At 57.8% G+C, this 22,160-nt stretch carries 13 protein-coding genes, 1 pseudogene and 1 riboswitch; of the genes and pseudogenes, 11 read left to right on the forward strand and 3 right to left on the reverse strand.

Annotation, left to right across the window (positions count from 1 at the left end; translation table 11 throughout):
* Nucleotides 1-320 precede the first annotated feature (320 nt).
* The 3 genes from EL217_RS01800 (at nucleotide 321) to EL217_RS01810 (ending at nucleotide 9,332) form a co-directional block, all read left to right on the forward strand.
* Entirely contained in the window at nucleotides 321-1,334 is a 1,014-nt protein-coding gene (locus EL217_RS01800; RefSeq protein ID WP_126318249.1) for a DUF3068 domain-containing protein, read from the forward strand.
* A gap of 375 nt (nucleotides 1,335-1,709) precedes the next feature.
* Entirely contained in the window at nucleotides 1,710-5,204 is a 3,495-nt protein-coding gene (locus EL217_RS01805) for a DNA-directed RNA polymerase subunit beta (RefSeq protein WP_126318251.1), read from the forward strand.
* Between the two features lie 132 nt (nucleotides 5,205-5,336).
* Nucleotides 5,337-9,332, forward strand: a complete 3,996-nt coding sequence (locus tag EL217_RS01810) for a DNA-directed RNA polymerase subunit beta' (protein ID WP_126318253.1) — start codon at nucleotides 5,337-5,339, stop codon at nucleotides 9,330-9,332.
* Nucleotides 9,333-9,493: 161 nt separating this feature from the next.
* Here the strand turns inward: EL217_RS01810 and EL217_RS01815 are convergent, their stop codons facing one another.
* Together EL217_RS01815 and EL217_RS11460 are read right to left on the reverse strand one after the other, a co-directional pair.
* Complete coding sequence (locus EL217_RS01815; protein ID WP_232018353.1) at nucleotides 9,494-10,249, reverse strand: hypothetical protein; 756 nt, start codon at nucleotides 10,247-10,249, stop codon at nucleotides 9,494-9,496.
* A gap of 448 nt (nucleotides 10,250-10,697) precedes the next feature.
* Nucleotides 10,698-10,819 (reverse strand): annotated as a pseudogene (locus tag EL217_RS11460) (IS256 family transposase); the annotation flags it as partial.
* A 285-nt stretch (nucleotides 10,820-11,104) separates the two neighbouring features.
* Nucleotides 11,105-11,260: riboswitch (TPP riboswitch) on the forward strand.
* Here EL217_RS11460 and EL217_RS01825 point away from each other — a divergent pair.
* From EL217_RS01825 to tuf, 8 genes are all read left to right on the forward strand, one after another.
* Nucleotides 11,250-11,864, forward strand: a complete 615-nt coding sequence (locus EL217_RS01825) for an ECF transporter S component (RefSeq protein ID WP_126318255.1) — start codon at nucleotides 11,250-11,252, stop codon at nucleotides 11,862-11,864. (Overlaps the previous riboswitch by 11 nt.)
* Before the next feature lie 13 nt (nucleotides 11,865-11,877).
* A complete protein-coding gene (locus EL217_RS01830; protein WP_126318257.1) occupies nucleotides 11,878-13,305 on the forward strand; it encodes an ABC transporter ATP-binding protein in 1,428 nt (475 codons plus the stop codon).
* Entirely contained in the window at nucleotides 13,298-14,068 is a 771-nt protein-coding gene (locus EL217_RS01835; protein WP_023016728.1) for an energy-coupling factor transporter transmembrane component T family protein, read from the forward strand. The genes EL217_RS01830 and EL217_RS01835 overlap by 8 nt, the downstream gene beginning before the upstream one ends.
* 26 nt (nucleotides 14,069-14,094) lie before the next feature.
* Nucleotides 14,095-14,646, forward strand: a complete 552-nt coding sequence (locus EL217_RS01840) for a hypothetical protein (RefSeq protein WP_126318259.1) — start codon at nucleotides 14,095-14,097, stop codon at nucleotides 14,644-14,646.
* Nucleotides 14,647-14,909: 263 nt separating this feature from the next.
* Nucleotides 14,910-15,281 (forward strand): 30S ribosomal protein S12, encoded by a 372-nt coding sequence (gene rpsL, locus EL217_RS01845; RefSeq protein ID WP_005276879.1) that lies wholly within the window; start codon nucleotides 14,910-14,912, stop codon nucleotides 15,279-15,281.
* A 6-nt stretch (nucleotides 15,282-15,287) separates the two neighbouring features.
* Complete coding sequence (rpsG, locus tag EL217_RS01850; RefSeq protein WP_005276881.1) at nucleotides 15,288-15,755, forward strand: 30S ribosomal protein S7; 468 nt, start codon at nucleotides 15,288-15,290, stop codon at nucleotides 15,753-15,755.
* A gap of 318 nt (nucleotides 15,756-16,073) precedes the next feature.
* Complete coding sequence (gene fusA / locus EL217_RS01855) at nucleotides 16,074-18,203, forward strand: elongation factor G (RefSeq protein WP_023016729.1); 2,130 nt, start codon at nucleotides 16,074-16,076, stop codon at nucleotides 18,201-18,203.
* A gap of 390 nt (nucleotides 18,204-18,593) precedes the next feature.
* A complete protein-coding gene (gene tuf / locus EL217_RS01860) occupies nucleotides 18,594-19,784 on the forward strand; it encodes an elongation factor Tu (protein WP_005276884.1) in 1,191 nt (396 codons plus the stop codon).
* A gap of 540 nt (nucleotides 19,785-20,324) precedes the next feature.
* On the opposite strand, the gene EL217_RS01865 is transcribed toward tuf, so the two are convergent.
* Nucleotides 20,325-22,031 carry an ABC transporter family substrate-binding protein gene (locus EL217_RS01865; protein ID WP_005276887.1) on the reverse strand — a complete coding sequence of 569 codons (1,707 nt, stop codon included), beginning with the start codon at nucleotides 22,029-22,031 and terminating at the stop codon, nucleotides 20,325-20,327.
* Nucleotides 22,032-22,160 lie beyond the last annotated feature (129 nt).

Here is a 22,160-nt window from a genome sequence, read left to right on the forward strand (position 1 = left end):
CCACAGGGGGTAGCTAAAAGTCCTTTTTTACGTCGTGATTTGCTGCCTTGATTTTGTAATCATTAACAAAGGCGTCCAGCTTGTGATTGGGTCGTGGTGTGGGGTGTTCTGTCTGGTTTAGAATCTCCCGTGCTATCTGAGCGCTGAGACGCGGTGCTACTTCTGCGTGATGCAAGGTAAAATCTCCCGGTAGTGTGATGTGCATTACTTGAGGTAATTAGAATCTACATGAGCACTTTGGATCCGGGTATCCTACAAAAGTTCTATATCTCGTTTCAAGAAGTGTGTTTTGAACAAACGAGTCGGTAGGATAAGCCACCATGCTGCCCAAGTCCCGCATCTTCTCCGTCCTCCTGCTCGGCCTCGGCGTTGCGCTGGTGGCCGCCGGAGTAGCGGCGCCGGCGTTTTTGGATTTCTCGCCGCGGCTGCCGTTGGAACTCAAAAACACCACGTGGACTCTTAAGGATGAGTCCGCGGATTCACAAGTGGTCAATAAGGATGGAACGTCGCCTTATTCCGGGCCGATGACCTACCAGATCAATGCGGGCATCCAAGAGCCTTCGGATGAAGATACTGCGACGCTGCGCATAGGGGAGACGCGCCTGCGCGGCGATGGCCAAGGACTCGATGATTTAAGCCAGGCGCAGGTGTGGACCTATCCCATTGACCGCCTGAGCGGTGAGGCAAAGGCAGAGGCCAGCCTGAGCCATACCTTGGCCAGCCCTGAGGAGAAGGTTGCTGTCGATGGGTACTGGCTAAAATTCCCGGCGGATGCGGAAAAGACGAATTACCCAGTCTTTGACCCCACCTTGCGCAAGGCAGTGGACGCGGTCTTTGAAGAAGAAACTGAAATAGATGGCCGTACGGTGTATCGGTATCACCAGGAAATCGAGCCAACAAACGTAGCGCAGCTTTATGCCGCCGATGGCAATACCACCTCTTTCCCCAAGGAAGATGGGGGACACGAACCTGGTTATTTGATGCACTCGGGCAGTACGGATTTCTACGTCGACCAAGCTACCGGCTTGGTGGTGGGCATGGACATGGATATCGATGACTACTACGCGGACCGAGAGGGCGTAGGCCGCGAGCGAGCATTCGTCTTTAATGGTTCCACCTCAGAGGAGTCCCGCGCGGCGCTACTCGATGAAGCGAAATCGTTCCCACGTAACCGCGTGGCGGAGATTGCGCGGTGGGCGGCACTGGGTATCGGTATCGTGTTCACCTTTATTGGAGTCATTGGGGCGCTGGGAATTTACGACCGTAAAAACAAGCATGTGCGCCGACGCGGAAAGAAAAGCGCCAGCGAAATGACTAGCGAAAGTGTCAGCTAAGAGTATTAAGCGCGGTTCGGGTTGCGGTGGAATGAGTTTTTAGTGGTACGGTGCTTGTGGTTGCCCCACTAGATCTGGCGCAACATTATTGCCGCGTTGGCGCAGCGGCGAGCGAGAGCTTGCCCCCTAGCGCGGAAAGAAAAAGCCTTAAGAGTGGTGTGTCTTTACATACCTGAGTTTTTCCTATACACTAATTCGTTGCGCTGGAATCTGGATCTTCGGTGCACATTTAGCCTTTCGGGTTGGTGATGGCAAAACCGACTTGACAAGGTGATTTTGTGCATTCTGAACCCAGACACTCCACAGCAGACCGAATGCTAAAATTACCAGCGGTTTTGCTGCTCGTCGGCCAGGGCGAGTAGCAATCCGCGTGAGGTGCTGGAAGGACCCATCTTGGCAGTCTCCCGCCAGACCAAGTCAGTGGCCAATATCCCCGGAGCCCCGAAGCGATACTCGTTTGCAAAAATTAGCGAGCCTATCGCCCTGCCGGGCCTCCTTGACGTACAACTCGATTCCTTTGCTTGGCTCGTCGGCTCGCCGGAATGGCGCGAGCGTGAGCAGGCTGAGCGCGGCGATAACGCACGCGTGACGAGCGGCCTTGAGGATATCCTCGAAGAGCTCTCGCCGATTCAGGACTACTCGGGCAATATGTCCCTGTCCTTGTCGGAGCCTCGCTTCGAGCCGGTGAAAAACACCGTCGACGAGTGTAAAGAAAAGGACATCAACTACTCCGCGCCGCTGTACGTGACCGCAGAGTTTATTAATAACGACACCCAAGAGATTAAGTCGCAGACCGTCTTCATCGGTGACTTCCCGATCATGACGGATATGGGTACCTTCATCGTGAACGGTACCGAACGCGTCATCGTCTCCCAGCTGGTGCGTTCCCCGGGCGTGTACTTCGATCGTTCCATCGATAAGTCCACCGAACGTCCGCTGCACTCCGTGAAGATCATTCCTTCCCGCGGTGCTTGGCTGGAGTTCGACGTGGACAAGCGCGATACCGTCGGCGTGCGCATTGACCGCAAGCGCCGCCAGCCGGTAACCGTCCTGTTGAAGGCGCTGGGTTGGAGCGAGGAGCAGATCAGGAAGCGCTTCAGCTTCTCTGAGCTCATGATGTCCACCCTGGAATCTGACGGTGTATCCAATACCGATGAAGCGTTGCTGGAGATCTACCGCAAGCAGCGTCCGGGCGAGCAGCCTACCCGTGAGCTGGCGCAGTCCTTGTTGGATAACTCCTTCTTCCGCGCTAAGCGCTATGACCTTGCCAAGGTTGGCCGTTACAAGGCCAACCGCAAGCTGGGCCTTGGCGGCGACCACGACGGTCTGATGACCCTGACTGAAGAAGACATCGCCGTCACCCTGGAGTACCTGGTACGCCTGCACGTGGGCGAGCGTGAGATGAAGGCGCCAAACGGCGAGATGATCTCGCTGAACACCGACGACATCGACCACTTTGGTAACCGTCGTCTGCGCACCGTGGGTGAGCTCATCCAGAACCAGGTCCGCGTGGGCCTGTCCCGCATGGAGCGCGTCGTGCGCGAGCGCATGACCACCCAGGACGCTGAGTCCATCACGCCGACGTCCTTGATTAACGTGCGTCCGGTCTCTGCTGCTATCCGCGAGTTCTTTGGTACCTCCCAGCTCTCGCAGTTCATGGACCACAACAACTCCCTGTCTGGCCTGACCCACAAGCGCCGCCTGTCCGCGCTGGGCCCAGGCGGTCTGTCCCGTGAGCGCGCCGGCATTGAGGTGCGAGACGTGCACGCTTCGCACTACGGTCGCATGTGCCCGATTGAGACCCCCGAGGGTCCGAACATTGGTCTGATTGGTGCGCTGGCGTCCTACGCCCGCGTGAACCCCTTCGGCTTCATCGAGACCCCGTACCGCAAGGTCGTTGACGGCAAGGTTACGGACCAGGTGGAGTACCTCACCGCTGATGAGGAAGACCGCTTCGCCATTGCTCAGGCAGAGGTCGAGCAGGACGAGGAAGGCCGTTTGATCGGCGAGCGCATCGAGGTCCGCCTGAAGGAGGGCGACATCGGAGTGACCGATGCCTCCGGTGTGGACTACGTTGACGTTTCCCCGCGTCAGATGGTCTCCGTTGGTACCGCCATGATTCCGTTCTTGGAGCACGACGATGCTAACCGTGCCTTGATGGGTGCGAACATGCAGAAGCAGGCGGTCCCGCTGGTTCGCTCCGAGGCCCCACTGGTGGGTACCGGTATGGAGCAGCGCGCTGCCTATGACGCGGGTGACGTCGTCATCACGCCAAAGGCCGGTGTAGTAGAAAACGTCACCGCTGACGTCATTACCATCATGGATGATGAGGGCCAGCGCGATACCTACATCCTGCGCAAGTTCGAGCGCACCAACCAGGGCACCAACTACAACCAGACCCCGCTGGTGTCCATGGGTCAGCGCGTAGAAGCCGGCCAGGTTTTGGCCGATGGCCCAGGTACCCACAATGGCGAGATGTCGCTTGGCCGCAACCTGCTGGTTGCATTCATGCCGTGGGAAGGCCACAACTACGAGGACGCCATCATCCTCAACCAGCGCATCGTGGAAGAGGACATCCTGACCTCCGTCCACATCGAGGAGCACGAGATCGATGCTCGTGACACCAAGCTGGGCGCTGAGGAAATCACCCGCGAGATTCCAAATGTCTCCGAGGACGTCTTGAGCGACCTCGATGAGCGCGGCATCATCCGCATCGGTGCTGACGTTCGTGCCGGCGATATCCTGGTGGGTAAGGTCACCCCGAAGGGTGAGACCGAGCTGACTCCGGAAGAGCGCCTGCTGCGCGCCATCTTCGGTGAGAAGGCCCGCGAGGTGCGCGATACCTCCATGAAGGTTCCGCACGGTGAGGTGGGCAAGGTCATTGGTGTTGCTCGCTTCTCCCGCGATGACGATGACGACCTGGCACCTGGCGTCAACGAGATGATCCGCGTCTACGTTGCGCAAAAGCGCAAGATCCAGGACGGCGATAAGATGGCCGGCCGCCACGGCAACAAGGGTGTTGTGGGCAAGATTCTGCCGCCAGAGGATATGCCGTTCATGGAGGACGGCACCCCGGTGGATATCCTGCTGAACACCCACGGTGTGCCGCGTCGTATGAACATCGGCCAGGTTCTTGAGCTGCACTTGGGCTGGTTGGCTCACGCTGGTTGGAAGGTCGACACCGAGGATCCGGCTAATGCCGAGCTTCTCAAGACCTTGCCGGAAGAGCTTTACGATGTCCCAGCGGACTCCCTGACCGCCACCCCGGTCTTCGACGGTGCTACCAACCACGAGATCGAGCGCCTGTTGGCATCGTCCCGCCCGAACCGCGACGGCGACGTACTGGTCAATGAGCACGGTAAGGCCACGCTTTTCGATGGCCGGTCCGGCGAGCCGTACAAGTACCCCATCTCCGTGGGCTACATGTACATGCTCAAGCTGCACCACTTGGTCGATGAGAAGATTCACGCCCGTTCCACTGGTCCTTACTCCATGATTACCCAGCAGCCACTGGGTGGTAAGGCTCAGTTCGGTGGCCAGCGCTTCGGCGAGATGGAGGTGTGGGCAATGCAGGCTTACGGCGCTGCCTACACCCTGCAGGAGCTGCTTACCATCAAGTCCGATGACGTGGTAGGCCGCGTGAAGGTCTACGAGGCCATCGTGAAGGGCGACAATATTCCAGATCCGGGCATCCCTGAGTCCTTCAAGGTGTTGCTCAAGGAGCTGCAGTCCCTGTGCTTGAACGTGGAGGTTCTTTCCACTGACGGCACCCCGATGGAGCTGTCTGGCTCTGATGACGATGACATGGATAGCCCATCGCTTGGCATTAACTTGTCCCGCGATGAGGGTTCTTCCGCTGACATCGCCTAAATAGATTCTCGGTCCACTGCGGAATGCACGGTTCCGGTGTTTAACACCGGGGCCGCCGCGGGCGGGCAATAAAGATTAATTCATTAAAAGCCATCAATTCCTCACATGACGAGGATGAAAGGGAGACATTACGTGTTTGACGTAAATCTCTTCGACGAGCTCCGCATCGGTCTGGCCACTGCTGACGATATCCGTCGCTGGTCTAAGGGCGAGGTTAAAAAGCCCGAGACCATTAACTACCGCACGCTGAAGCCGGAAAAGGACGGCCTGTTTTGCGAGCGCATTTTCGGACCTACCCGTGACTGGGAGTGTGCTTGCGGTAAGTACAAGCGCGTCCGTTACAAGGGCATCATCTGTGAGCGTTGCGGCGTTGAGGTCACCAAGTCCAAGGTGCGCCGTGAGCGCATGGGCCACATCGAGCTGGCCGCTCCGGTAACCCACATCTGGTACTTCAAGGGCGTTCCTTCCCGCTTGGGCTACCTGCTGGACTTGGCGCCGAAGGACCTTGAGCGCATCATCTACTTCGCTGCCAACATCATCACCTCCGTTGATGAAGAGGCTCGCCACAACGATCAGTCCACTCTGGAAGCTGAAATGCTGCTGGAGAAGAAGGACGTTGAGGACGATACCGAGTCCGAGATCGCAGAGCGCGCTTCCAAGCTCGAGTCCGACTTGGCAGAGCTGGAGGCAGCCGGTGCGCGTGCCGATGCCCGCAAGAAGGTACAAAACGCTGCCGATAAGGAAATGCAGCACATCCGCGAGCGCGGCGAGCGCGAGGTCGCACGCCTGGATGAAATCTGGAACACCTTCCTGAAGCTTGCTCCGAAGCAGATGGTCATCGATGAGACCATCTACGAAGAGCTGGTTGACCGCTACGAGGATTACTTCACCGGCGGCATGGGTGCAGAAGCCATCCAGACCTTGGTCCGCAACTTCGACCTCGAGGCAGAGGCCGAGGAGCTGCGCGAGATCATCAACAACGGCAAGGGCCAGAAGAAGATGCGCGCGCTTAAGCGCCTCAAGGTTGTTGCCGCATTCCTGAACTCCGGCAATGACCCGGCAGGCATGGTGCTTGACGCTATTCCGGTTATCCCGCCTGAGCTGCGTCCGATGGTGCAGCTGGACGGTGGCCGCTTCGCCACCTCGGACCTGAATGACCTGTACCGCCGCGTTATCAACCGCAATAACCGCCTGAAGCGCATGATCGACCTGGGTGCACCAGAGATCATCGTGAATAACGAGAAGCGCATGCTGCAGGAGTCTGTGGACGCGCTCTTCGATAACGGCCGCCGCGGCCGTCCGGTTACCGGCCCGGGCAACCGCCCATTGAAGTCCCTGTCTGACTTGCTCAAGGGCAAGCAGGGTCGTTTCCGCCAGAACCTGCTGGGTAAGCGCGTGGACTACTCCGGCCGTTCCGTTATTATCGTCGGCCCGCAGCTGAAGCTGCACGAGTGTGGTCTGCCGAAGCTGATGGCACTCGAGCTGTTCAAGCCTTTCGTCATGAAGCGCTTGGTTGAAAATGACTACGCCCAGAACATCAAGTCTGCAAAGCGCATGGTGGAGCGCCAGCGCCCAGAGGTCTGGGACGTGCTGGAGCAGGCCATTTCTGAGCACCCAGTGATGCTCAACCGTGCGCCTACGCTGCACCGCCTGGGTATTCAGGCCTTCGAGCCTAAGCTGGTTGAGGGTAAGGCTATCCAGCTGCACCCGCTGGCCTGTGAGGCCTTCAACGCCGACTTCGACGGTGACCAGATGGCAGTCCACCTGCCGCTATCCGCCGAGGCGCAGGCAGAAGCTCGCGTGCTGATGCTGGCTTCCAACAACATCCTGTCCCCGGCATCCGGTAAGCCACTGGCTATGCCACGTCTGGACATGGTGACTGGCCTGTACTACCTCACCATGGACAAGGCAGAGGACGAGATCGGTGGCAACGGTCGTTACCGCGAGGCTGGCGAGGATTACCCGGCAACGGGCGTGTACTCGTCCTACGCCGAGGCCCTCATGGCCTACGACCGTGGAACGGTTGGCCTGCAGGCACCGATCAAGGTCCGCATCGATCACCTGCGCCCGCCAGAGGACATCGAGGCAGAGTACTTCCCCGATGGCTGGTCCAAGGGCCAGGCATGGTTGGGCTACACCACCATCGGTCGCATCATGTTCAACGAGCTGCTGCCGTGGAACTACCCGTACCTTGAGGGCATCATGGTCCGCAAGGGCGGCGGCACCGACGGCAAGGTCCTCATTGGTGACGTGGTCAATGACTTGGCCACCAAGTACCCAATGATCACCGTGGCCCAGGTTCTGGACAACATGAAGGATGCTGGCTTCTACTGGGCAACCCGTTCCGGTGTGACCATTACGATGTCTGACGTGCTCGTGCTTCCGAATAAGACCGAGATCCTCGAGTCTTATGAGAAGGAAGCAGAGCGCATCGAGCGTAAGTACTGGGAGCAGGGTGCTCTGACGGAGCGCGAGCGTTATGACCGCCTGGTGGAGCTGTGGAAGGACGCTACCGACACCGTCGGTGAGGCCGTTGAGAGCATCTACCCGGATTACAACCCAATTCCAATGATTGTGAAGTCGGGTGCTGCCGGTAACATGCGTCAGATCTGGACGCTGGCCGGTATGAAGGGCATGGTTGTGAACTCGCACGGTGATTACATCACCCGTCCGATTAAGACCTCCTTCCGTGAAGGCCTGTCCGTGCTGGAGTACTTCAACAACTCCCACGGTTCCCGTAAGGGTCTGGCCGATACCGCGCTGCGTACCGCTGACTCGGGTTACCTCACCCGCCGTCTGGTGGACGTTGCTCAGGACGTTATCGTCCGCGAAGAGGACTGTGGCACCCGCCAGGGCGTGCGCGTTCCTATCGGCGAGGTTTCCGGCGACAAGGTCGTACTCTCCGAGCTGTGGGAGACCTCCGCTTCCGGTCGCGTGCTTGCCACCGACGTCAAGGACGAAAGCGGCGAGGTCGTCGCAGAGGCTGGTGCAGACCTGACCGAGGAGCTCACGCAGAAGCTTCTCGATGCCAAGGTCACCGACGTCAAGGTCCGCTCCGTGCTGACCTGCCAGACCCCGGCCGGTGTCTGTGCTAAGTGCTACGGCAAGTCCATGGCTTCTGGCCAGTTGGTTGACATCGGCGAGGCCGTCGGCATCGTGGCTGCACAGTCCATTGGTGAGCCTGGTACCCAGCTGACCATGCGTACCTTCCACCAGGGTGGTGTCGGTGGCGACATTACCGGTGGTCTGCCGCGTGTTCAGGAGCTCTTCGAGGCCCGTAACCCGAAGAACCGCGCACCGATTGCCTCCGTGGACGGCACCGTGTCCCTGTCCGATGAGGGTAACTTCTGGACCATGACCATCACCCCGGATGACGGTTCCGATGACGTGGTTTACGAGAAGCTGTCCAAGCGCCAAGGCTTGGCCCAGGTGCGTCGCCCGATGGAGTCCAACCCGGATGCGATGATCGAGCGTTCCTTGAAGGACGGCGACCACGTTGAGACCGGTGACCGCTTGATGCGTGGTGCGGCTGACCCGCACGACGTGCTCGAGGTTCTGGGCCGTCGCGGCGTGGAACAACACCTCATCAACGAGGTGCAGGCCGTGTACCGCACCCAGGGTGTGGCCATCCACGACAAGCACATCGAGATCATCATCCGCCAGATGCTGCGCCGCGGTACCGTCATTGACGCCGGTACCACGGAGCTGCTGCCGGGTAACCTGATCGACCTTTCTGAGGCTAAGCAGATGAACGCTGCACAGGTCGCAGAAGGTGGCGAGCCGGCTCAGCTGCGCTCGGAGATTATGGGTATTACCAAAGCCTCCTTGGCTACCGAGTCCTGGCTGTCCGCTGCTTCGTTCCAGGAGACCACGCGCGTGCTTACCGATGCCGCTATTAACAAGCGCTCCGATAAGCTCATCGGCCTCAAGGAGAACGTCATCATCGGTAAGCTGATCCCGGCCGGTACCGGTATCTCGCGCTACCGCAATATCTCCGTTAAGCCGACCGAGGCTGCGCGCAACGCCGCATACTCGATTCCGACTTACGGCGATTCCATCTACGGTGACGATGGCTTCGGTGAATTCACCGGCGCTTCCGTTCCGCTGGATGAGGACTTCACCTTCTAAGTCCTAGAGCGCGTGCCCCGCGGCACCGCGTCCAGTCAGAGCCCCCGCTTCCGTGCACACGGTAAGCGGGGGCTCTTTCAGGATATTTCTCTATTAACGCAGATGGCCTATAAATATTTTAATTTTCAAATATGGGCTTTGAATTGGGATACAATTTAACGTCACTTTGAACGAGGATCGTTTTTCAGAATTTCCGGAAGGGGATCGCTCGCCGAAAAATATTGAAGAACGCTAGGATCCAAGCAATTAAGTAATTCAAAAATTTCCTTCCGGTAGATGCTGCAATCGATATCGATCAGTGACTCTTGGTGGCTAATTCTATTTCTAAGCAAAACGGCGTGATGCATGATAAAACTGGCTCGATCAGGGGAAATAGTCTTAGGACCCGATGACAGCGCCCGGCTAGTTATCTCTTTGTACACGGACTTGAGATTCGTATAGGTGGTCTCGTTAGGGTAATACTTGCGGGTGCCATCGGGGCGAATTGTCGGTTCTCGGTAGAAGAAAGCTTCCTTCCATTGAGTTAAGGTGACTTGGGCAATAATGTCATCACGGTTAATGGGTTGACCTTTTCGCGGATGAGTTCCTTCGACGAGCCCAGTTCCGTTGTCGCGAATCCCTTTAGCATTCCTGGCTTTTCCTAGGGCTCTGTTTGCAATTTGTTGGCTGACTTTGGAGAGAGGGAAGGATACATTGCAAGTGGGATGTTCAATCCAATTTTTATTGCTTTGAGGCTCCTGCTCATCGCTCCATTCATCGATCGCTTTGCAAATCTTGTTTCTGAGGACAATCTCAAAAACGGATAATAAGTTCCAAAGCGCCGCAGATAGTTGAAGGTCCCACCTATAAAGCGTGAGGGCTCGACCAGCATGATTTCCCATTTGGGTTAAATATTTTTCAGTGCGCTGTTCTCCCAACGTCTGTAGTACATGCTGTTCATGTCTGGATCCGTGCATTGCTTCGTCTTTCTCGGCATCGCGGATTGGGCGATCTTGTCATAGTGTGCTTTTTGGTCTATTCTCGGAATGGAGAGAGTGATATAGCCACCTAGGATCTTAATTCACTCCAGTAGGAAGGGCCACGTTCGAACACCGGTTACAAACCGAAGCATCGGACGGGGCCCTTTCGTTTTGAGAGCGTCTAATGGATTGTGTGGGGTTAAACGACAAAATGTGTTGTTTTCCGGCGTGTCGGGGTAAACGACATTTTGTGTTGGTGGACTGCGTGGTTTAGGGCATGTGGCCTTTGCGTTTTCCCATAGAGTGGTTGTAGGCACTGTCGAAAGTTGCTGGTCGGCCGTATTCACGGCCGATGGTGGCTCGTGGGTCTGCGCCCTGATGCGTCCACTTTCCTGGGTCGGCCTCTAGCGCGAGTGACAGTGGCTTTACAGGCGTTCCATCGCCTTCGCTGGCGGATTGGTGCTTGTAGTCCCGTATTTTGGTGCACACCTCGCTACAGACGGGGTATCGAGGATGATTCTTACTCATCCATTCATCGTGAACCTCAGCGCTTAGCACATCAGCATGCCCCCGGCGGTATTTCAGGTCCGAGGCTGCGTTATCCCTCCGGATAAGTGAAATAGTCCTAATACCAGCAGGCCAGACGTGCTAATCATATAACTTCACCAACACATCCTGTCGTTTAGGCCGGTTTCTTACTGGGAGCCCAATTCGGCCGCCGAATTGGTTGTGGGGACTGGTATATGTGCCTGCTAGTATGAGTAAAGCCTGTGGCCCAGATAAGTAAAACGTGGGCCTTGGACTACTTGATTTAAAGCAATACACGGGAGCTTTCAGAATCTGTGGGCCCGCGGGCGCACAGGCCGCACAGGCACAGAAATGAAGGCTGAGATACTGCGATATGACGCGGTGAACCGTTGAACCTGATCCGGGTAATTCCGGCGAGAGGGAGGAAATAATGACTACTAATGCAGCTGCGTCCGCAGCGCCAAAGCGCAATCTGAACTGGCGCGTGGTGGATATTGTGGTGGCGTCCGTCTTGGGTGTTGCCTGTGGCTTCGTATTCTTGGGCTGGAATGCCGTGGGCTATGCCTGGTATGAGGCCATGGATGCGCTCACGCCGGGGCTTGGTGGCTTGGCCACCGGTATCTGGCTACTGGGCGGCATCCTGGGTGGATTGGTCATCCGCAAGCCGGGTGCGGCAGTCTACGTGGAGGTCCTTGCCGCGACGGTGTCGGCCGTCTTGGGCTCGCAGTGGGGTATTAGCACCCTGTACTCGGGCCTGGCACAGGGTATTGGCGTGGAGATCATCTTTGCCATATTCATGTACCGGCAGTTCAACCTTGGGGTGACCATCCTGGCCGGTATGGCAGCAGGCTGGGGCGCTTTCGTCCTGGAGCTGTTTACCTCCGGTAACCTCGCGAAGTCCTTCGAGTTCAATATGATTTACTTGGTCACCCTGACCTTTTCCGGTGCCATCTTGGCGGGCGCCCTGGGCTTCTACCTGGTGAAGGCATTGGCAAAGACCGGTGCCCTTGACCGCTTTGCGGTAGGCCGCGAACAGCGCGCTTAGGGTCTAGACTGCCGTGACTGATTTTTCACGCTTAGCAGGAAATGCCACAAAAATCGCGGCCCGCGGTTACGGGTGGACCCACGCTGGGCGTTCGCAACCGGCGCTGCAGGACATAGACCTTGTCATCGAACCCGGTGAGAAGGTCTTGCTGTGCGGGGACTCCGGTTCCGGCAAATCCACGCTTTTGGCGGCGATCGCCGGCGTCTTGGGCTCCGATGAAGAAGGCACGCGTACCGGCGAGATCACCTTGGAGGATTCTGCGGGCACGGTCGAAGAACCGGGCCGGACCATTCCGGTGGGTTTGGTCCTCCAGGATCCGGATTCGCAGGTCATCTCCGCGCGCGTGGGCGATGATATCGCCTTTGGCTGCGAGAATCTGGCCTATCCGCGCGAAGAGATCTGGCGTCGAGTCCAACAAGCTCAAGAGCTGGTCGGCCCCTACGTGGATTTGGATTTTCCCACCGAGCACCTCTCTGGTGGACAGAAGCAGCGCCTGGCGCTTGCCGGGGTCATCGCCATGGGAGCCGGCGTTGTCTTATTGGACGAGCCCACCGCCAACCTAGACCCGGAAGGCGCGCAGGATGTGGTGCGGGCCGTCGGCAAGCTGGTAGAGCACACGGGTGCGACCTTGGTGGTAGTCGAGCATCAACATGCGGCGTGGGAAGGCGTGTTGGACCGCGCAGTAGAGCTGTGGGATGGACGCATCATTTCCGATGGCCCCTTTGCCGATGCCGCTCGCAAGCGCCAGGTCACCGGTCTCCCGCAGGCGAGAACGCTGGGAAGCGACGCGCTCCAGCAGCCTAATGCAGCGCTGTGGAGCGAGGATTTGGTGACTCGCTATGGGCCGCCGCGGTCTATCTCCCTGCCAGCGGGGGCCTCGACAGTGATCACCGGCCGCAATGGCGTAGGTAAATCCACGTGGCTGATGACGATGGCGGGCCTATTGCCAGCTGAATCCGGGGAAATCGGGGTCGCGGACTCCATCCGCCGCGGTGTGAAGGGCCCGCCTTCCCGGTGGAAATCCCGCGAATTGGCTGACCGCATTGGTTTCGTCTTCCAAAATCCGGAACACCAATTTGTCGCCCGCAGCGTGGAAGAGGAATTGCGGGTCGCGCCCAAGGTCATGCGCGTCGATCCCCCAGAAAAGCGCATCGCGCAACTGGTGGAATCGCTTCGCCTGGGGCACCTGCTCAAGGCCAATCCTTTTACGCTATCCGGTGGCGAAAAACGCCGCCTTTCGGTCGCAACGGCCCTGGTGACCGCGCCGGAGGTGCTGCTTTTGGACGAGCCGACCTTTGGCCAGGATCCCGGCACCTTTGTGGAATTGGTGGGGCTCTTGCGCCAATTGGCCGATGACGGCACCACCATTGCCTCCATTACCCACGACCCGCTGTTCATGGCGGCCTTGGGAGATCACAAGGTGGAGGTGCAGGGTGCCTAATCTTTTGCGCAACGTCAACCCGCTGACCCGTATCTTCCTCATGTTCGTGTGGGTAACGCCACTGCTTGCGTCCATTGACTGGATATCGGCGGCCTTATCGTTGGGGCTGACGCTCATTTTGGCGCCTTTGTGTGGTGTTTCCTGGTTGCGGATGTGGAAGGCCGGTTGGTTTTTATTCCTTATCGCCCCGTTGTCAGGCATCTCTATGCTGTTATATGGCGCTCCCGGCGGAGAGGAGTATTTCACTTGGTGGCTGATTACGGTGACGGAAAATTCGGTCACCCTGGCCATCGCGATCACGCTGCGTGTGCTGGCGGTCGCGCTACCCACGGTGGTGCTCGCGCGCGATATCGATCCCACCGAGCTTGGCGATGCCCTCTCGCAGATCCTCCGCCTTCCCTCCCGCTTCGTCATTGGTGCTGTGGCCGGCGTGCGCATGATGACGCTGCTGAAATCCGATTGGCAATCGCTCGGCATGGCGCGCAGGGCCCGCGGGCTTACGGATGAAGGTCGATTCAAGCACTTGCTTACAATGTCCTTTGGCCTATTGGTCATTGCCCTGCGCCGCGGCGGCAAGCTTGCGACGGCGATGGAAGCGCGCGGATTTGGGCGCACCCCACCCGGAGGAGGGGAGCGGACCTGGGCCCGAGAATCCAGGTTGCACGCCCGCGATGGGTGGGTGATGGCCTGCGGCCTCGCCCTTGCTTGTGTACCGGTGGTAACTTCGGTACTTACTGGGGCCTGGAGATTCTTTGGCCTTTAATCCGCGAAAGCAGTGATTCAAGCACTATGGACATTGATGCCGAACAAGAGCGCCTCTTGGAGGACATCGTTAAGCTAGCAGCCTCGCGAAAGCGTGCGTTTAAACCCATCACGGTGCTTATCGATGGCCCCTCTGGCTCCGGCAAAACCTGGACCTCCGCAGCCTTGGCAGATCGCACCAATTGGCGCGTGGTTCACCTCGATGAATTCTATCCCGGCTGGCATGGCCTGGAAAAGGGCTCCGAGATGGTGGGCGAGCAGGTTTTGCGCACCATGAACCCCGGCTATTGGCGCTGGGATTGGGAAGCCAATTGCCCCGGTGACTGGGCAAGCCTTGATGTGCGCGATGACCTCATTATTGAAGGCGTTGGCTCCGTGACCGCGGATAATATCGCGGCGGCGAAAAAGCGCGGCGCGGTGGTGACCGTGCGCATCGATGGCCCCCGCGAGCAGCGCTATGAGCGCGCGATTGCGCGCGAGCCGGCCTACGAGAAGTGGTTTAGTACCTGGGAAGAGCAGGAGAAATCCTACTTTTCTGATAAGGCAGCAGAGCCAGACCTGACATGGGAGTGGGAGTAGCCCACCCACACCGCTGGCAGGATGCATTCCCTGTTTTGTATTCATAGCGCTGGCTTTGCTAGTCTTCTCTCTAGTTCACTATGTACTGCGCACCCTGTGTGAACATGGCGCGCAAAGAACATGGTGAAAAGTCTGATCCTTAACAAGGCGCCCGCCTTGGGAAGAGTTCTGGACATGCGGAAGCGCCCCGGGAAAGAGCGCCTATTTTTGCATGTTTGGTTCCCTTCTTAAGAAGTGGTGCAATTCGACAGAAAGACTGTTTAATGCCAACTATTCAACAGCTGGTCCGCAAGGGCCGCCAGACCAAGCGCAAAGAGGTCTCTACCGCTGCGCTGAAGGGTTCCCCGCAGCGTCGTGGCGTGTGCACCCGCGTGTACACCACCACCCCGAAGAAGCCGAACTCCGCTCTTCGTAAGGTTGCTCGTGTGCGCCTTACCAGCGGCATCGAGGTTTCGGCCTACATCCCAGGTGAGGGCCACAACCTGCAGGAGCACTCCATGGTCCTCGTTCGCGGCGGCCGTGTGAAGGACCTTCCAGGTGTTCGTTACAAGATCATCCGTGGCTCCCTGGATGCCCAGGGTGTCAAGGACCGTAAGCAGGCTCGTTCCCGTTACGGCGCAAAGAAGGGACAGTAATAAACAATGCGTAAGAATGCTGCTCCGAAGCGTCCTGTAGTAAAGGACCCGGTATACAACTCCGAGCAGGTAAGCATGCTCGTCAACAAGATCCTCCAGGATGGCAAGAAGTCCACCGCAGAGCGCATCGTCTACGGCGCGCTTGAGGCTTGCCGCGAGAAGACCGGCACTGACCCGGTTGGCACCCTGGAAAAGGCGCTGGGCAACATCCGCCCGGACCTCGAGGTTCGCTCCCGCCGCGTGGGTGGCGCTACCTACCAGGTGCCGGTTGAGGTCCGTCCGGACCGCGCCAACACCTTGGCACTGCGCTGGATGGTGACCTTCACCCGTCAGCGTCGCGAAAACTCCATGATCGAGCGTCTCGCCAACGAGATCCTGGATGCCTCCAACGGCCTCGGTGCTTCCGTCAAGCGTCGTGAGGATACACACAAGATGGCTGAGGCTAACCGCGCCTTCGCTCACTACCGCTGGTAATTTTTCAGCACCTTCATCAATGGCCTAAGCAACGAGAAACGAGTTTCGCGCTGATTTCCGGGTTCCCGGCGGCGACACAAAACTTCATATCTCTTGCTTGGGCCATTTTGGTGGCACAGGGTGTGATTTAGTCCAGCACAGCTGGGCTAGTCCAGCGCATTCGCTTTGTGTCCAGTACACTGAAGCGATGGAAGTCTAGGAGCCGCTGGGCACCTAGCACGGCCACACAATGGCAAACTTTTCAAGAACTTATCCATGCAGGCGTCTTAGCCAGGTTTCTGGTCACGGCGTCGACGACTATTAAGTTGGGGTATAAACGTGGCACAAGAAGTGCTCAAGGATCTGAACAAGGTCCGCAACATTGGCATCATGGCCCACATCGATGCTGGTAAGACGACCACCACCGAGCGTATTCTCTTCTACACCGGTATCAACCGTAAGGTGGGCGAGACCCACGACGGTGCATCCACCACTGACTGGATGGCACAGGAAAAGGAACGCGGCATCACCATTACCTCGGCTGCCGTGACCTGTTTCTGGAACAACAACCAGATCAACATCATTGACACCCCGGGTCACGTTGACTTCACCGTTGAGGTTGAGCGCTCCCTGCGTGTCCTCGATGGCGCCGTCGCCGTCTTCGACGGTAAGGAAGGTGTGGAGCCACAGTCCGAGCAGGTGTGGCGCCAGGCTGCTAAGTACGACGTTCCGCGTATCTGCTTCGTCAACAAGATGGACAAGCTGGGCGCAGACTTCTACTACACCGTTGACACCATCGTTGAGCGCCTGGGCGCTAAGCCGCTCGTTATGCAGCTGCCTATCGGCGCTGAGGATGACTTCGACGGCGTTGTTGACCTGCTGAACATGCAGGCTATCACCTGGCGCGGCAAGGTCGAGACCGGTGCAGAGCCAACCTACGAGGAGATCCCTGAGGACCTCAAGGAAAAGGCTGAGCAGTACCGCGAGCAGCTGGTTGAGGCCGTTGCAGAGTCCGATGAAGAACTCATGGAGAAGTACTTCGGCGGCGAAGAGCTTTCCATCGACGAGCTGAAGGCCGGCATCCGCAAGCTGACCATCAACTCTGAGATTTACCCGGTCTACTGCGGTACCGCTTACCGCAACAAGGGTGTCCAGCCACTGCTGGATGCTGTTGTGGACTTCCTGCCTAACCCGCTGGACGTGGGCGAGGTTATCGGCCACGCTGTGGGCGATGAGGACCAGCAGCTTACCCGTAAGCCTTCCGTTGAGTCTTCCTTCTCCGCACTGTCCTTCAAGATTGCAGCTCACCCGTTCTTCGGTCAGCTCAACTTCGTGCGCGTGTACTCCGGCCAGGTCACCCCTGGTACCGAGGTCATGAACTCCACCAAGGGCAAGAAGGAGCGCATCGGTAAGCTCTTCCAGATGCACGCCAACAAGGAGAACCCGGTGGAGCAGGCTGACGCCGGCAACATCTACGCCGTTGTTGGTCTGAAGGAAACCACCACCGGTGACACCCTGTGTGACAAGAATGACCAGATCATTCTTGAGTCCATGGACTTCCCGGACCCGGTTATCAAGGTCTCCATCGAGCCGAAGACCAAGGCCGACCAGGAGAAGCTGGGTAACGCCATCCAGAAGCTCGCTGCCGAGGACCCAACCTTCACCGTTGAGCTGGATGATGAGACTGGCCAGACCGTCATCGGCGGTATGGGCGAGCTACACCTCGACGTGCTGGTTGACCGCATGAAGCGCGAGTTCAAGGTCGAGGCAAACATCGGTAACCCACAGGTTGCTTACCGCGAGACCATTCGCCGCAAGGTGGAGTCCATCGACTACACCCACAAGAAGCAGACTGGTGGTTCCGGTCAGTTCGCAAAGGTTATCTGCACCATCGAGCCGTACAACCCGGACCCAGAGACCTTGGAAGAGGGCGAGTCCGCAACCTACGCTTTCGAGAACGCCGTGACCGGTGGCCGCGTGCCGAAGGAATACATCCCTTCCGTCGATGCTGGTATCCAGGACGCAATGCAGTACGGCTACCTGGCTGGCTTCCCGATGGTCAACATCAAGGCAACGCTGGAAGACGGCGCTTACCACGACGTTGACTCCTCTGAGATGGCCTTCAAGCTGGCCGGCTCCCAGGTATTCAAGGAAGCTATGGCCAAGGCAAAGCCGGTTCTGCTGGAGCCAATGATGGCCGTTGAGGTTGTTACCCCTGAGGAGTACATGGGTACCGTTAACGGTGACATCTCCTCCCGTCGTGGTCAGGTCTTCGCCATGGAAGACCGCTCCGGTGCCAAGGTCGTCAAGGCTAAGGTTCCGCTGTCTGAGATGTTCGGCTACATCGGTGACCTGCGTTCTTCCACCGCAGGCCGCGCTAACTTCACCATGGTCTTCGACTCCTACGCTGAGGTCCCTTCCTCCGTGGCTCAGGAGATCATCGAAGAGCGCACCGGCGGCGCTAACTAATAGCGACGCCCCGCCCGTTCAGCGGTGGCTAAGGGCTGGTAGTCTCTGCCAGTAGATGCCAGCCTCACCGCTAAATGTGGCAACTGGGCCAGGGTAGCGGCGGGCTGAGTTTGCAGCTAAAACCAGTGGTTGTGAATTGAGCCGGCCGTTACCCTCCCAGGATCCTTTATTTGAGACTCTTGTTGAGGGAAATGGCCGCGAAGATTCGCGGGGTTACCTCCTATAATGGCGGTTTGAAAAAACCGCGGGATAAATCTAGGATCGTGTAACTGGCACGTAAAGAAAGCGTCATTAGCGCTTTGTCCCAGATAGTGGGTCAGGTGCCAATGACAACTGTCAACCACGTGGCTGCGAAGGTCGTAGCCACCATATAGTCCAGGAGGACATACAGTGGCAAAGGAGAAGTTCGAGCGTACGAAGCCGCATGTGAACATCGGCACCATCGGACACGTCGACCACGGCAAGACCACCACCACCGCAGCGATCACCAAGGTTCTGGCTGACCAGTACCCTGAGGAGAACCAGGCATTCGCGTTCGACATGATCGACAAGGCTCCTGAGGAGAAGGAGCGCGGTATTACCATTAACATCTCCCACGTGGAGTACTCCACCCCGAAGCGTCACTACGCACACGTTGACGCCCCGGGCCACGCCGACTACATCAAGAACATGATTACCGGCGCGGCTCAGATGGACGGCGCTATCCTGGTTGTTGCTGCAACCGATGGCCCGATGCCGCAGACCCGCGAGCACGTTCTGCTTGCTCGCCAGGTTGGCGTTCCTTACATCCTCGTTGCACTGAACAAGTGCGACATGGTTGATGATGAGGAAATCATCGAGCTCGTGGAGATGGAGATCTCCGAGCTGCTCGCAGAGCAGGACTACGATGAGGAAGCTCCTATCGTTCACATCTCCGCTCTGAAGGCACTCGAGGGTGACGAGAAGTGGGTACAGTCCATCGTTGACCTGATGGATGCCTGCGACAACTCCATCCCTGATCCGGAGCGCGCTACCGATCAGCCGTTCCTGATGCCTATCGAGGACATCTTCACCATTACCGGCCGCGGTACCGTTGTTACCGGCCGTGTTGAGCGTGGTCGTCTGAACGTCAACGAGGACGTTGAGATCATCGGTATCCAGGAGAAGTCCCAGAACACCACCGTTACCGGTATCGAGATGTTCCGCAAGATGATGGACTACACCGAGGCTGGCGACAACTGTGGTCTGCTTCTGCGTGGTACCAAGCGTGAGGACGTTGAGCGTGGTCAGGTTGTTATCAAGCCGGGCGCTTACACCCCTCACACCAAGTTCGAGGGTTCCGTCTACGTCCTGAAGAAGGAAGAGGGCGGCCGCCACACCCCGTTCATGAACAACTACCGTCCTCAGTTCTACTTCCGCACCACCGACGTTACCGGTGTTGTGAACCTGCCTGAGGGCACCGAGATGGTTATGCCTGGCGACAACGTTGAGATGTCCGTTGAGCTCATCCAGCCTGTTGCTATGGACGAGGGCCTGCGCTTCGCTATCCGCGAGGGCTCCCGCACCGTCGGCGCTGGTCGCGTTACCAAGGTTCTCGACTAATGGAGGCTTCGTAACCGCTCAGTAGAGCTTTAAGAGTCCGCTGCACCGCATACCGGTGTGGCGGACTTTTTTGATCCCTACTCGCGCCTTGAGTTGGAGAGGTCGCTGGCTACAGGCAGTGCTGGTGCTTTAGTGGCTTTTTCTGCACTCCGAGGGAACTGTAGGGCCAGCTTAAGACTACTCACGCCGCTAGAGGCCTGAATGCAGCGATATGGCTGTGCCAGGGTGGAGGCCATCTCGGAGGCCTTTAGCTGCAGGCGCCATTGGCGCGGGCCGCTCCTAGGTAGGAGTCGCAATGTGTTTGCTCTAGGGCACCCGTGTAGTAGCGAGTCCGATAAGCTGCCGGACGGTCTGCGCTGACGGCTAATGGGCCGCCAACGCGAGCCAGTCTCGCTGCCCACGCCTGGGCAGCGAGTTTGTCCCCTTAAGTTGGATCCTGTTGGGGTTTGCAGGGTCCAAACACACCCAAACACAAAGGAAGGCCTTCCACTACCTGCAGGCAGGTAGTGGAAGGCCTTTACCTAGTAAGGGAAGTAGTTATTACTTCTCCCAGCCGATGTTTTCCTTAGGGACGACGGCGAATCCAGGGGCACCCATGTTGGCGATACCCTTCTTCAGGCCGACCATCACTGGGCCGTTAGCGTACGGAAGCAGGCCGTACTCTGCAAAAGCTTCGGACTCGAGCTCGTTAATGCGCTCGATTTGCTCATCGCGGGTCGGCAGCTTCTGCATCTCTTCGATCTTCTTGTCAAACTCTTCGGTACCGGTAGAAGACTTGTTCAGGGTCGAGTCGCTAGCGTAAGTCTGGCCGAAGTATGCTGCGCCGAATGGGTCACTTGCAGCGAAGCCGGAGAGGAAGAGGTCAAAGTCGCGCTCGTTGCTGATCTTGGAGAAGTCAGAGCTCGGGCGCTCCTCAATCTTCAGCTCGATGCCGGCGTCCTTCAGCATCTTTTGGACTGCGGTAGCAGTTGACTTGGAGACCTCGTCATCGCCGATAAGAACGTAGCGCAGAGACAGCTTGTCGCCGTCCTTTGCGTAGTAGCCGTCATCGCCCTCAGAGTAGCCGGCGTCTTCCAGCAGGCTCTTAGCCTCTTCGACGTCGTACTCGAGGACCTCAGAGAGGTTGTCCTTGTAGCCGTCCTGGGTTGGGTAGAGGGTCAAGGAACCAGGCATTTCCTCTTCATAGCCCAGGCCGTTGTAGCGGATTTCCGCGAGCTGGTCGCGGTCGATGGCTGCAAAGACTGCGTGGCGAACATCCTTATCAGCCAGCTGTGGGGCCTTGGAGTTCAAGGTGAAAAGGACGCTAGCGGGACGTGTAGCTGCGCGGACGTCGATGGAATCACCCATGTCTGCGGCGATGGTGAGGTTATTCTTGCTGCCGACACCAGCGGCGTCGATCTCGCCGGCCTGGAAGGCGTTGATGGTTGCCTGGGACTCCATCACGCGGTAACTGACCTTATCGAGCTTCGGCTCATCGCCCCACCACTTCTCGTTGGGTACGAAGGAAACGCTCCCGCCCCGGAAGTCGGCATTTTCTACCTTGAATGGGCCCGCGCCGTACTGTGGGTTGAGCTTGCCCAAGTATTCCTGGTCAAATTTCTCGGCGGTATCGATCGCTGGGTGCAGGATGTCGTTGAAAAGTCCCTGCCACCATGGGTATGGGCTCTCGAAGGTGACCACGGCTTCCTTGTCGTTTTCGCCCTTCTCCACGGATTCGATCAGCTCGTAGCCGTCGGTGGAGTTGACCTGGACATCCATGTCCTTGCCGTTATTGAAACGCCAGGTGTTTTCGAAAGCGGTCCAGTCAATGGGCGTGCCGTCATTGAAGGTGGCTTCGTCGTTGATCTCGTAGGTCACGACGGTCTTATCGCCTTCGGTGGACTCATCTACCGAATCCAAGTAAGCGGGGTTCGGGGTGTAGTTACCTTCGCCGTCAAAGAGCGCCATTTGCGGGTTGTACCAGCTCCATACGGTGCGGGTATCCGTGGTCATGTTGGCGTGGAAGCTGTTTTGCTGTTCAGTCAGCTCGCCAAGGGCGAGGGTCAGCTCACCGCCGTCCTTAATCTCATCGCGGTCTTTTTCGTTGTAGTCACCGGTGGGCTTGACGTCGATCTCTAGGCCACCGACTGCCTTTTTGGAGGAACCGTTACCGTCGCCATCGTCAGAACTCGAGCAGGCGGTGAGTGCGAGTGCCGTGGCGGAGAGAGTGGCAACCGTTGCTATACGGAAGCGACCGAACTTTTTCATGGGGATTACTCCTTGCGTGAGATGAAGATGAAGTTGGCATAAACGGAGAGTGAAGTAACCGCAAACTCCAACTGTGTGAATAACTATACAATATTCAAATTTGTGTCCGCAATCACTTTAAGAAAAGAA

The organism is Corynebacterium segmentosum (genome assembly GCF_900637825.1).
GTDB classification, from domain to species: domain Bacteria; phylum Actinomycetota; class Actinomycetes; order Mycobacteriales; family Mycobacteriaceae; genus Corynebacterium; species Corynebacterium accolens.

Excerpts from the sequence above, each read along its gene's own strand:
- rpsG (WP_005276881.1), top strand. The coding sequence starts at position 15,288 with ATGCGTAAGAATGCTGCTCCGAAGCGTCCTGTAGTAAAGGACCCGGTA.
- rpsL (WP_005276879.1), top strand. The coding sequence starts at position 14,910 with ATGCCAACTATTCAACAGCTGGTCCGCAAGGGCCGCCAGACCAAGCGC.
- EL217_RS01825 (WP_126318255.1), top strand. The coding sequence starts at position 11,250 with ATGACTACTAATGCAGCTGCGTCCGCAGCGCCAAAGCGCAATCTGAAC.
- EL217_RS01865 (WP_005276887.1), bottom strand. The coding sequence starts at position 22,031 with ATGAAAAAGTTCGGTCGCTTCCGTATAGCAACGGTTGCCACTCTCTCC.
- EL217_RS01840 (WP_126318259.1), top strand. The coding sequence starts at position 14,095 with ATGGACATTGATGCCGAACAAGAGCGCCTCTTGGAGGACATCGTTAAG.
- EL217_RS01800 (WP_126318249.1), top strand. The coding sequence starts at position 321 with ATGCTGCCCAAGTCCCGCATCTTCTCCGTCCTCCTGCTCGGCCTCGGC.